General features: G+C 65.1%; 11 protein-coding genes. 6 read left to right on the top strand and 5 right to left on the bottom strand.

Annotation, left to right across the window (positions count from 1 at the left end; genetic code table 11):
- Positions 1 to 34: 34 nt before the first annotated feature.
- From FIU91_RS17160 to FIU91_RS17150, 3 genes are all read right to left on the bottom strand, one after another.
- Positions 35 to 688, bottom strand: a complete 654-nt coding sequence (locus FIU91_RS17160; protein ID WP_152463397.1) for a YggS family pyridoxal phosphate-dependent enzyme — start codon at positions 686 to 688, stop codon at positions 35 to 37.
- Positions 679 to 2,163 (bottom strand): sulfotransferase, encoded by a 1,485-nt coding sequence (locus tag FIU91_RS17155; RefSeq protein WP_152463396.1) that lies wholly within the window; start codon positions 2,161 to 2,163, stop codon positions 679 to 681. Before FIU91_RS17155 ends, FIU91_RS17160 begins: the two co-directional genes overlap by 10 nt.
- A gap of 82 nt (positions 2,164 to 2,245) precedes the next feature.
- The gene (locus FIU91_RS17150) at positions 2,246 to 3,403 is read right to left on the bottom strand and encodes a porin (RefSeq protein ID WP_152463395.1); all 1,158 of its coding nucleotides are present in this window, start codon (positions 3,401 to 3,403) and stop codon (positions 2,246 to 2,248) included.
- 283 nt (positions 3,404 to 3,686) lie between these two features.
- Here FIU91_RS17150 and FIU91_RS17145 point away from each other — a divergent pair, with 283 nt between their 5' ends.
- Positions 3,687 to 4,193: a DUF3576 domain-containing protein gene (locus FIU91_RS17145; RefSeq protein WP_371418208.1), complete on the top strand. Its 507-nt coding sequence runs from the start codon at positions 3,687 to 3,689 to the stop codon at positions 4,191 to 4,193.
- Here FIU91_RS17145 and FIU91_RS17140 read toward each other — a convergent pair whose 3' ends face one another.
- Positions 4,194 to 5,453: a glycosyltransferase gene (locus FIU91_RS17140; RefSeq protein WP_152463779.1), complete on the bottom strand. Its 1,260-nt coding sequence runs from the start codon at positions 5,451 to 5,453 to the stop codon at positions 4,194 to 4,196. It abuts the gene before it with no gap.
- 185 nt (positions 5,454 to 5,638) lie between these two features.
- Between FIU91_RS17140 and leuS the strand changes: the two genes are divergently transcribed.
- Genes leuS through FIU91_RS17120 form a run of 4 tightly spaced genes read left to right on the top strand, consistent with a single transcriptional unit; the run spans position 5,639 to position 10,366 of the window.
- Positions 5,639 to 8,212, top strand: coding sequence for a leucine--tRNA ligase (leuS, locus tag FIU91_RS17135; protein ID WP_152463394.1), 2,574 nt, complete (start codon positions 5,639 to 5,641; stop codon positions 8,210 to 8,212).
- On the top strand, positions 8,199 to 8,699 hold the full coding sequence (gene lptE, locus FIU91_RS17130; RefSeq protein WP_152463393.1) for an LPS assembly lipoprotein LptE: 501 nt from the start codon (positions 8,199 to 8,201) through the stop codon (positions 8,697 to 8,699). Before leuS ends, lptE begins: the two co-directional genes overlap by 14 nt.
- Positions 8,696 to 9,721, top strand: coding sequence for a DNA polymerase III subunit delta (gene holA, locus FIU91_RS17125; RefSeq protein ID WP_152463392.1), 1,026 nt, complete (start codon positions 8,696 to 8,698; stop codon positions 9,719 to 9,721). The genes lptE and holA overlap by 4 nt, the downstream gene beginning before the upstream one ends.
- 54 nt (positions 9,722 to 9,775) lie before the next feature.
- Positions 9,776 to 10,366, top strand: coding sequence for a glutathione S-transferase family protein (locus FIU91_RS17120; protein ID WP_152463391.1), 591 nt, complete (start codon positions 9,776 to 9,778; stop codon positions 10,364 to 10,366).
- Here the strand turns inward: FIU91_RS17120 and FIU91_RS17115 are convergent.
- A complete protein-coding gene (locus tag FIU91_RS17115) occupies positions 10,339 to 11,559 on the bottom strand; it encodes a TIGR03862 family flavoprotein (RefSeq protein ID WP_254701995.1) in 1,221 nt (406 codons plus the stop codon). The two genes, FIU91_RS17120 and FIU91_RS17115, sit on opposite strands and share 28 nt — an antisense overlap.
- On the opposite strand from FIU91_RS17115, the gene FIU91_RS17110 reads away from it, so the two are divergent.
- Positions 11,558 to 11,854, top strand: coding sequence for an HNH endonuclease (locus tag FIU91_RS17110; protein WP_152463390.1), 297 nt, complete (start codon positions 11,558 to 11,560; stop codon positions 11,852 to 11,854). The genes FIU91_RS17115 and FIU91_RS17110 overlap by 2 nt on opposite strands.
- The last annotated feature ends 11 nt before the right edge of the window (positions 11,855 to 11,865 follow it).

The following is an 11,865-nucleotide window of genomic DNA, read 5'->3' as shown; positions in this document are numbered from 1 at the left end:
AGCTTGTCACCCGTCGCCGCGTGGGCGTTCGACCCTAGTCGTAGACCCGCTCTCCGAAGATCGCCGACCCGACCCGAACATGCGTGGCACCGAAGGAGATGGCCTCCTCGAAATCGCCCGACATGCCCATCGACAAGCCGCTGAGACCGTTACGCTCTGCGATCTTCGCCAGAAGCGAGAAATGCAGCGAAGGCGTCTCTTCGACGGGCGGGATGCACATGAGGCCGCGGATCGGCAGGTCCAGATCGCGGCATTCCGCGACGAAGCCATCCATGTCGGCGGGCGCGACCCCGGCCTTCTGCTCTTCCTCTCCGGTATTCACCTGGATGAAGAGATCGGGGCAGGAGCCAATCTCCTGCGCGATCCGCGCCATGCTCCGCGCCAGTTTCGGGCGATCGAGCGAATGGATCGCCGTGAAAAGCTCCATCGCGCGGCGCGCCTTGTTCGATTGCAGCGGGCCGACGAGATGCACCTCGGTGCCCGGAAAGCGCGCCTGGAAATCCGGCCACTTGCCTTCGGCTTCCTGCACCTTGTTCTCACCGAAGAGGCGATGCCCTTCATTCAGCACCGCTTCGACGCGTTCGTTCGGCTGCACTTTGGAGATCGCGATGAGGTGCGTCGATCCGGTCTCGCGGCCTGCATCCGCCTCCGCCTTGGCGATACGCGCCTTGATGTCGCTCAGTCCCATGGATCGTCTCCCCAGGCCTTGATGAAGGGGGCCAGCTCGGCCTCGTGTTTCGTCCAGGCGGCGCGGCGTCCGGCATGGATCGGTTCGCGCACCTGCGCCACGGACAGCGTTTTGACGGCGCCGCCCGATTCGTGAAAGCGCAGGCAGGCGTCTTCCCAATCGAGACCTGCCGCCTCGACGAGCGCGCGGGCCTGCGGTTCGGGATCGCTCACCAGATCCTCGTAGCGGAACTCGACGATGCGGTCGCCGAGCCGGCCCTTCCAATAGGCGATGCTGGCGCGGAAATCCTTGATGACGCCCGCGATATCGCCGAGATCGTTGGCGTAGCGGTGCGTGCCCGTGGCGAAATGGTTGCGGTAGATCGACAGCGCGATGTCGCGCGGATCGCGGTGGATCACGATGAAGCGCGCGCCGGGCAGGGCCTTCGACAGGAACCCGTAGATCAGATGCGTCTGGATCGACTTGTCGGTCACGACGCCCGACCGCGCGCCGGTGTCGCGCCGCACCATCATCGTGTAGGCGCGGGCGAGGTCGCGGACCTGCGCGTCGGACGCTTTGCGGAGCGGCGCCATCCGGCCCTCGGTCACGAAGGATGTCCAGACGAGCCGGAGCGCATGGGCAAGCTCCCCGCCCGCCGTCGCCTCGCTATGCGCGCCGATGATCTGTTCGGCCAGCGTCGTGCCCGAGCGCGGCAGGCCGGTGACGAAGACCGGACGCGGCTCAGGGGTGGAGCCGATGGGTGCCAGGTCGACGCCTTCCTGCGCGGCGCGGATCGCCAATTGCTCGGCCCGGCGCGCGGCATCGTCATAGGGCGCGGCCTTGCGCTGGAGTTTGTTGGCGCGGTCCAGTTCCTCGAAGGCGCGCGGACCCTCGCCCTGGTCGAACAGCGCTTTCGCCATCGCGAAATGCCCCTGGATTCGCGCCTCGCCGGTCACGGCAGGATTGTTCAGCGCCTTCCTCAGAGCGGGCAAAGCCGGATCACCGGCGTCGAGTTTCGAGGTGGCAAAGAACATCCGGTAGAGCGAGCCTTCGCGCGGATGCTTCGCCAGAAGCTTGCGGAAGATTTCCTCGGCCTCGTCGAACCGCCCCAGCCGTTGCAGGTAGAGCGCCTTGTCGGCCTTGGGTTTGATCTGCGACGGCGCGGCGGCGATGAGCCGGTCATGGGCCGCGAGCGCGTCTTTCGGAAGATCTGCACGGGCGAACGCCTCCGCCGCCTCGGTCAGCAGCGCAGGCTCATCGGGCTTCGCGGCGAGCGCATTCTTGAGATACCGCGCGCGGCCTTTCGCATCGCCTTCGAGATGCGCGAGACGCGAGAGCTGAAACAGGATTTCGGGCTGGTTCGGCCGCTCGAGATCGAGCGCGGCAAGGATCTTGCGGGCCTCGCCCAGACGCCCGGCCCGCAAGGCCGCGATCCCGGCCTGGAACCGGGCGGTCAATGGGCCCGGCTGGGCGGTATTTTGCGGAGCGCGCGACATGGGACTCGGTCTAAGCCGCGCCTTCGCAAAAGAAAAGAGCGGGCCCCGAAGGACCCGCTCTCCAATCCAATCTCCGGGGAGATTAGAAGCTCATGCGTGCACCCAGCGAGAAGGTGTCGAAGTCATCGTCGTAGTCAGCAGTCGTGAAGTCGATGTCTGCATCAGAGTAGCCGTAGCCTGCGTTCAGCGACAGACCACCGCCAAGATCGTATGCAACAGCGAGGCCGTAGCCGTCTACTTCGATCTCGTCGCTCTCGTAACGGCCGTAGTTGAGGCCGATTGCCAGAGCGTTCATCTCGTAGCCGACGCCAACGCCGAAGTGCGAAATCGTGGTGTCGATGCTCGGTCTTACGGCACCGGGACCAACACCCGTTACGAGTGCGGTTTCGATCGCGCTTTCAAGAGTGTCATCGATTTGCGTCTGCGCGAAGGACAAACCAGCGGAGAAGCCATTCGAGAACGTCATGTTTGCGCCAATGGAGGCAGTGGACGCGAGGTCATCAGCCGACTGGTAACCCGCACCAAGCAAAAGGTCTGCGCCGCCAAATGTCGTTGCGTAGGATGCGCCAACGCCGAAGATTTCACCCACATCAGAGTCCGGATCTGCCACGAAGATTGGGAGACCAGCGTTACCGTTGATACCGCCTCTGTTGCCCAGAACCAGCCCATTGAACAGATTGAATCCGAAGTCGTCCGCAGAGCTATCGCCATTATTGAACTGCTCGACGGAGGCCGAAAGGATCAGGCCGCCTACGGTGTAGTCGAACCTTGCAATTTGTCCGTCGACGCCGGCACCGTCAAGTGCCAGACCACCGCCGCCGAAGAGGGCGTAACCGTCATCGGGGTTGTAGCCGAGGTGAATGGTCTCGTCGTCCGCCAGGGAGGACGCACCGCCGACCTTGGCTTCGGGCGAACGCGCGTCAAGCGCACCGTCGGTGTCACCCATGGTGAGCGTTGCGCCACCGAAAGACACGAAAATTGCTTCGCCACCCTGAAGTGCCGGATTTTCATGAACGCCGTTCGCATTGGCCTCGTCGAGGTCGATAGTCGCGCCGAACGACAGGCCGTTGTCTGCCTCGCCGGAGAACGTGAACCGTAGCTCGAGGTCGGTGAAGAATTGAGTGTCATCGTTGCCGTTGTCGAAGATACCCATTTCGGCGCCACCAGTCAGGGCGATATCGGCCTGAGCGACGCCTGCGGTTGCAACGAGCGCAGTCGATGCAAGAAGAAGCTTTTTCATTGTTTCCCTCATGTGTTCGTAAGGCACGTACCAATCCGGATGCCCGGCCTTGATGGGATTTCTATGCGCCGAGCACCCCTGGTCTTGCAAGCGATGCAGAAATGGCCGGGGGAACAACTCGATCCATGATGCACATTTGCCACAAAGCTGCCACAGGCCGTGCGGGCTGGCCCGAAGGCGGGCGCGGCATCCCGGCCTTGCCCATTGATCGCTTGTCGGGCGCAGCCGCCGCCGTTAATGAGGAACGCGATACTATAGACTATAAGGCGCAAGGGACGGGGACATGAACGCAATGCGGATCGCGAAAGGGCTTGGGCTCACGATGGCGCTGGTGGCGCTCACCGGTTGCGGTGTCTTCCAGCGCGACCCGGCCGCGCCGCCGGTCGAGACCCGACCCGCGAGCGAAATCCTCGACCAGGAGATCTACGGCGACGAAGGTCCCCCTTCGAGCACGATCTGGGATCTTTTCCGCAATCGCGGCGACAACGAGCAGATCGGCGCGGTCAACCGCTACATCTGGAACGCCTCGCTCGAGACGCTGAGCTTCCTGCCGGTCGATTCCATCGATCCGTTCACCGGCGTCATCACCACCGGCTTCGGCACCCCGCCGGGCGGAGGGCAGCCATATCGCGCGACGGTCTACGTCACCGACCCGGCGCTCGATGCGCGTTCCCTGAACGTGGCGCTGATGACGCGATCCGGCCCGGCGAGCGCGGCGACCGTCCTCGCGGTCGAGGACGCGATCCTCACCCGCGCGCGGCAGCTCCGGCAGCAGGATTCGCGGTTCTGATCAGTCTCGCGGCGGACGGGCGGTCTTGGCCGCCAGCTCTTCGACCCAGGCCATCTGCTCCGGCAGGCACCTCGTTCTGAGATCGTAGGTTTCCACAATGTGCCGGCGCGCTGCCGCCCCGAGCCGCGCGCGCGTCTCGGGATCGTCCAGAAGCGCGTATATCTCGCGCAGCAGAGCCTCGCGGTCGAAGAAATCCATCAGCCGTCCCGTCTCTCCCTGCGCGATCACCTCGCGCACGGGCCGGGTATCGCTCGCCACGATGGCGGCCTCGGCGCTCATCGCCTCGAGCAGAGACCAGCTCAAAACGAACGGGTAAGTCAGGTAGACATGCACGCGGCTGACCTGCAGCACCGACAGGAAGGTCTCGTAGGGAATGCGGCCGAGGAAATGCACCCGCGCCCAGTCCGCATCCGGGATCTGTCCGCGCACCTCATCGAGAAAGATGTCTTTCCAACTGCGGCCATCGGGTGATTTCGAGCCATAGCTCACGCCATCGCCGCCCAGGATGACGACCTGGGCATTGGGCCGGTCCCGCAGAAGCCGGGGCAGGGCGCGCATGAAGACGTGATAGCCGCGATAAGGCTCGAGGTTGCGGTTGATGAAGGTGATGACCGCGTCCTCGCGCGAAAGGCGCGGGCCGTTCTCTATCTGCAGCTCGGCATCCGGGTCGGCGCGGACCGTATCGGTGTCGATCCCGTCATGGATGACGCTGAGCCGGTCCTGGAAGGCGGCGGGGAACGTCCCGGCCTGGAACCGCGTCGGCGACAGGCCGGAATCCATGATCTCTTCGTGCAAACGGTTGTTGAGGTTCTTCAGCCGCAGCTTGAGCGGCTGATCCTCGGGCGTCTTCGGCGCGAATTCGGGATCGAACTGCGTGAATTCCGGGTCTGACAGATGATACAATTCGCAATAAAGCCCCATCCGCGCGTTCGGCCAGACATCCTTGAGAAAGAGGCTCTCGCCCCAGCCGTGATGCGCCAGGATGACATCCGGCTCGAAGCCCTGCTTTTTCAGCGTCATCGCGTTGCGATAGCAGTAGGTCGCCCGCAGGAGCTTGGTCTCGAAATCGGCGACGAGCGGAAAGACGTTCTTGGTCGATGAACGCTCCACCTTGTAGGGCACGAGCTTCACGCCTTTCCACATCGCGCGTTCCTTGACCCTGAGCGTGAGCGCCCAGACATCGTGTCCGGCCTCGACCAGCGCCGGGGCGAGGTGTTTGTACTGGCCGGGAAAGTTCTGGTGGATGCAGAGGATCTTCATGTCGCGCAGGTCCGATGTCGTCTCGCGTGGGATGTGACACGAGCCGGGTGGCAGCGTCACTCCGGATGCGACCGGTTTCCGGCCCATTGTGCCCCGGACGCCCCGCCCTTGGGCTGGACGCCGCGCGCCGTGCGCCCTATCACCCCGAGGCGAAAACACGATCCGATCCCCGAAAGGACGCCCGCATGGCGCGCTACACCCCCGCCGAGATCGAGCCGAAATGGCAGGATGCCTGGCACGAGGCCGGCAGCTTCGAAGCCCGCCGCACCGGCGACAAGCCGAAATACTACGTGCTCGAGATGTTCCCCTATCCGTCCGGGCGTATTCATATCGGCCATGTCCGAAACTACACGATGGGTGACGTGGTGGCGCGCTACAAGCGGGCGACCGGGCATAACGTGCTGCACCCGATGGGGTTTGACGCGTTCGGCATGCCGGCCGAGAACGCCGCGATGGCGTCGGGTGGGCATCCGAAGACCTGGACCTACGACAACATCGACACAATGGTGAAGCAGATGAAGCCGCTCGGCTTCTCGCTCGACTGGAGCCGGATGTTCGCGACCTGCGATCCCGAATATTACGGCCAGCAGCAGGCGCTCTTCCTCGATTTCCTCGAGAAGGGTCTCGTCTACCGCAAGAACGCGGTGGTGAACTGGGACCCCGTCGACATGACCGTGCTCGCCAACGAGCAGGTGGAGGACGGGCGCGGCTGGCGGTCGGGCGCCTTGGTGGAGCGGCGCGAGCTGACGCAATGGTTCTTCCGCATCTCGGATTATTCCGAAGAGCTGCTCGATGCGCTCGATACGCTCGACGACTGGCCCGCCAAGGTGAAGACCATGCAGGCCAACTGGATCGGCCGGTCGCGGGGGCTGCAATTCGCGTTCTCGACGGTGGACGCGCCCGAGGGCTTCGACCGGATCGAGGTCTATACGACCCGGCCCGACACGCTGCTTGGCGCGTCCTTCGTCGGCATTTCGCCCGACCATCCTCTGGCCCGTCAGCTTGAGCGCGACAATGACGAGATCGCCGCGTTCAACGCCGAGTGCCGCCGCATGGGCACCTCCGAAGAGGAGCTGGAGAAAGCCGAAAAGCGTGGCTTTGACACGGGCATCACCGTGCGCCACCCGTTCGATACGAGCTGGGAGCTGCCGGTCTATATCGCGAATTTCATCCTGATGGATTACGGGACGGGCGCCATTTTCGGCTGCCCGGCCCACGATCAGCGCGACCTCGATTTCGCGCGCAAATATGAGTTGCCGGTCACCACCGTCTTCGCCCCGGCGATGGGCGAGGAAGGCACCTTCATCCTGCCGGAAGAGGGCGGGCCCGCCTACGTGCCGCCCAAGGCCGAGACCGTGCGCTATATCAAGGGCTTCGCGGGACAGGAGGCGCAGACCGGTGACGAGGCGCTCGAGGCCGCCATCGCGTTTTGCGAAGAGCAGGGCGTCGGGCAGGGCGTGACCAAGTTCCGCCTGCGCGATTGGGGTCTCTCGCGCCAGCGCTATTGGGGCTGTCCGATCCCGGTCGTCCATTGCGAGACCTGCGGCGTGGTGCCCGAGAAAAAGGAGAATCTGCCGATCGAGCTGCCGGACGATGTCAGCTTCGACGTGCCGGGCAATCCGCTCGACCGGCATCCGACCTGGCGCGATGTCCCTTGTCCGAACTGCGGTGCGGCGGCCCGGCGCGAGACCGACACGATGGACACATTCGTCGATTCGTCCTGGTATTTCGCCCGCTTTACCGCGCCGCGCGCGGAGACGCCGACGGATCGGGCGGAAGCCGATTACTGGATGAATGTCGACCAGTATATCGGCGGGATCGAGCACGCGATCCTCCATCTTCTCTATTCGCGCTTCTTTGCCCGCGCGATGCACCTGACCGGGCATCTGCCCGAGACCGCGAACGAGCCGTTCGACGCGCTCTTCACGCAAGGCATGGTGACGCACGCGATCTTCCAGACCAAGGACAAGGCGGGCCGCCCGGTCTACCACTTCCCCGAGGATGTCGAGCTGCGCGGCGATTCCGCGTTCCTGAAAGACGGCACCGAGGTCGAGATCGTACCATCTGCGAAGATGTCGAAATCAAAGAAGAACGTCGTCGATCCGGTCTCGATCATCGATCAGTACGGCGCGGATACCGCGCGCTGGTTCGTCCTCTCCGACAGTCCGCCCGAGCGGGATGTCGAGTGGACCGCCGCGGGGGCGGAAGCTGCGTCCAGGCACCTCGCACGGGTCTACCGCATCGCCTCCGAAGCGGCCACCTCCGAGGCTTCCTCGCAAGAGGGGGACGAGGTGCTCTTGCGCGAGATGCACAAGACCATCGACGAGGTGACGAAGGGTGTTGAAAGCTTTGGCTTCAATGCCGCCATCGCGCGCCTTTACGCCTTCACCAACGCGCTGTCGAAGGCCGAGGCCGGAGGCGAGGCGAAGCGGGAGGCCGCGCGCGTGCTGGCGCAGCTCATGTCGCCGATGACACCGCACCTTTCCGAAGAACTCTGGTCGATGCTCGGCGGCGAGGGGCTCATCGTCGATGCGCCCTGGCCCGAGGCCGACCCGGCGATGATGGTCGAGGACACCGTGACGCTTCCGATCCAGATCAACGGCAAGCGCCGCGCGGAGATCGCCGTGCCGAAGGACATGGACAAGGCCGAGGTTGAAAAGACCGCGCTCGCTCATCATGCTGTGGTCAAGGCGCTTGACGGTGCCGAACCCAAGAAGGTGATCGTGGTGCCGGGACGGATCGTGAATGTGGTCGTTTGAGCGGATCCGGCATGGCGTTGCGGCGAGCCTGATCGCGGCGTCGCTGACCGGCTGCGGCTTCACCCCGGCCTATGGGCCGTCGGGTGGCGCGCAGGTGCTGGACGGTCAGATCCGGGTCGATGCGCCGGACAATCGCTCCGGCTATCTCTTGCGCCGACGGATCGAGGAGCGGATCGGCCGGGCCGAAGGGCCTTACGTTCTGACCGTGAACGTCTCAACCGAAGAGCAGGATTTCGGCACGACCTCGGCCGGCTTCACCACGCGCTTCCGCATCGTCGGCAGCGCCACCTATTCGCTCGAGGATTCGCGCGGCATCGAGATCGCGGAGGGTGAGGCCGAGGAGTTCGTCGGCTATTCGGCCACCGGCTCCATCGTTTCGACGCCTGCGTCCCAAGCCGATGCGGAGGAGCGGTTGGCGACGATTCTCGGCGACCGGATCGTCGAGGATCTTCTGTTCGTCGCGGACCGTCTGACCCCGGCGCGATGAAACTCTCGCCCCGCGATGCGCCCGCCTATTTCCGAAAGCCCGACCCGGAGGCTGCTGGCCTTCTGATCTATGGCGAGGACGCGATGCGCGTGGCGCTTCGCCGGCAAGAGGTGATCGCGGCGCTCATCGGCCCAAGCGGTGAGGAGGAGATGCGGCTCGAACGCATGTCCGCCGCCGAGCTGAGGAAAGAGCCTGCGCGCCTCATCGATGCGATCAAGGCGCAAGGGTTCTTCCCCGGCCCGCGCGTCGCCTTTGTCGAGGAAGGCAACGACAACGTCGCGGCGCCGGTCACCACGGCGCTTGCGGATTGGCAACCGGGCGATGCGCAGATCATCGTCACGGCAGGCCAGCTCAAGGCCACCTCCAAGCTCCGCAAAGCCTTCGAGGCGCATCCTCGCGCCTATGCCGTTGGCATCTACAACGACCCGCCAAGCCGTGCGGAGATCGAGGCCGACCTGGAACGCGCTGGCCTGTCGCGGATCGACCGGTCCGCGGGCGATGCGCTTTTCGCGCTCGCGCGCAGCCTCGATCCCGGCGATTTCCGCCAGACGGTCGAGAAGATTGCGCTCTACAAGATCGGCGACGAGGCCCCGCTATCCGCCTCCGAGGTGGCGCTGATGGCGCCGACCTCGACCGAAGCGGATGTGGACGAGATCCTGCATGTCGTTGCAGAAGGGCGGACCGAAGAGATTGGCCCGGTCATGCAGCGGCTCGAGGCTCAGGGCAGCAACGCGGTGACGCTTGTTATCATGGCGACCCGTCATTTCCGCACGCTGCACGCGGCGGCCTCCGATCCGGGCGGGCCGCAGGCGGGGATCGGGCGCGTGCGCCCGCCCGTCTTCGGGCCGCGCCGCGACCGGATGCTGAGGCAGGCGCACGGCTGGGGCGGGCGCAAGCTCGAACAAGCGCTGACCATCCTGACCGATACGGATCTCAGCCTGCGCTCTGCGGGCCAGACCGCGCCGCAGATGGCGCTGGTCGAGCGCGCGCTCATCCGCCTTGCGATGCTCGCCCGCCGCTGAGCCTTGCCGGGGCAGAAGGTGGCTGTCACTCTGCACCGCAGAGGAGAGCATCAGATGAAATACACCCTTCTTGGCACGGCCAAAACGCGCGCGTTCCGCCCGCTATGGCTCTTGGAAGAGCTTGAGGTCGACTACGAGCACCAGCCCGTCGGCCCGCGCAGCGACGAGGTGCGGCGCGCAAGCCCACTGGGCAAGGTCCCGGTCCTTCTTGCGGACGATCGGGCCATTCCCGATTCCGCAGCGATCCTGCAATTTCTCGCAGACCGGCACGGGGCCTTTACCTTTGCCGCCGGAACGGTTGAGCGCGCCAAGCAGGACGCCTGGACGTTCCGCATTCTCGACGAGCTCGACGCGCTTCTGTGGACAGCGGCTCGGCACTCTTTCATCCTGCCCGAGCCTGCGCGCGTGCCCGCGATCAAGGACAGTCTGAAATCCGAGTTCGCCGAGAACCTGTCGCGGATCACAGACGAAATCGCGGGGCCTTACCTTCTGGGTGAAACCATGACCGTGCCGGACATCCTCTTGTGCCATTGCGGCGGCTGGGCACGCGCGGCGAAGTTTCCCGATCCACCCGAGGCCTTCAAGGACTACACGCGGACCCTGCGTGCTCGCGAGGCTTACAAACGGGCGTCGGCGCTGCCGTAGCGCGCGGCGGCCCGGCCGGCCCAGAGGCCGGTCGCCATCGAGGCGGTCAGAAGAAAGCCGCCCGTCGGGGCCTCCCAGTCGAGCATCTCGCCCGCGGCGAAGATGCCGGGGTGGCTGTCGAGCATGAAGCCGGTATCGAGCGCGCCGGCTTGGATGCCCCCGGCTGTCGAAATCGCCTCGTCCATTGGCCGCAGCCCGTCATGCTGAGCAGTCAGGTATTTGACGCATGCGGCAAGCTCTGCGGCATCACCAGGGAGGGGACGACCCCATTCCATCAAAAGCGCCTGCGCCTGGGGCGCGAGATTGAGAGCCTTTCGTAGCCGGTTGGACAGGCTCTCCTTCCCGCGCCGTCTCGCGAGCCGCCGCGCCACATCATCCGTACTCAGACCCGGCGCAAGGTCGATCTTGAGCGGGGCACCTTCGCGCAAGGCAGGGGTCAACGGGTAGAGCCCGCCCCCTTCCAGGCCCCGTTCGGAGATCACCGCTTCGCCTTGCGACGTCAGATCACCTGCGCGAAACGCCACGTTCTTGAGAGGCGCGCCAAAATGGCGGCGCATGTGATCCGACCAGCGCACCCACAGCCCTGAATTGCTGGGGGCAAAGGGCGTGAGCGGGATGCCCGCGTTTGCGACCGGCACAGCCCATTCGCCATCCGAGCCAAGACGCCGCCAGCTTGCTCCGCCGAGCGCCAGAACCGTTACCCGCGGAGCGATTTCCGTGGCGCCCTCCGGCGTTTCGAAAGTGAACGGGCCGAGATCGCCTTGCCAGCGCCAGCGCGTACGGGTCTGAAGGCCCTTGCCCGCAAGCCGTGCGAGCCATGCGCGCAGAAGCGGCGACGCTTTCATCGCCTTGGGAAAGACGCGGCCCGTCGAGCCGGTGAACGTCTCTTGTCCCAGCGCCTCGCAAAAGGCGATGGCCTCGCGTGGGCCGAATGCGTCCAAAGCCGGGTGCAGCCAGGTCGCGGCTCCAAAGGCGGAGCGGAAGGCTGCGGGGGCGCTGTCATGGGTGATGTTCAGCCCGGATTTCCCGGCCATCAGGAACTTGCGCGCAAGGCTTGGTTTCTGGTCCGCCAGGAGCACGCGAAGACCGGCATCGAGCAATGCTTCGGCCGCCATCAGGCCTGCAGGGCCGCCGCCGATCACCAGCGCATCCGCTCTTGAAGCCGTATCAGCCACTGCCATCTTGCCTGCCATGACCGACGATCCGATCTGTCCGCTGTGTCTGCGGCCCATTCCGCCCGACGCGAAGAGCAGCCTGCATCACCTCGTTCCGAAGCTCAAAGGCGGGAAAGGCGGGCCGGTCGTCAGGTTGCATCAGATCTGCCACAACGAGATCCATGCCACCTTCACCGAGGCCGAGCTTGCGCGGGACTACGACACGCCCGAGAAGCTGCGCGCGCATCCCAGGATGCAAGGATTCCTCGCCTGGGTCGCAAAGCGTCCGCCGACATTTCACAAAAGATCTTCGGGCGGGCGGCGGAAACGATGATCCGGCGGAGC

The organism is Roseivivax sp. THAF30 (assembly GCF_009363575.1).
Taxonomy (GTDB): domain Bacteria; phylum Pseudomonadota; class Alphaproteobacteria; order Rhodobacterales; family Rhodobacteraceae; genus Roseivivax; species Roseivivax halotolerans.
Note: the sequence above shows the minus strand (reverse complement) of the source record. Positions and strands in the feature narration are given on the sequence as shown.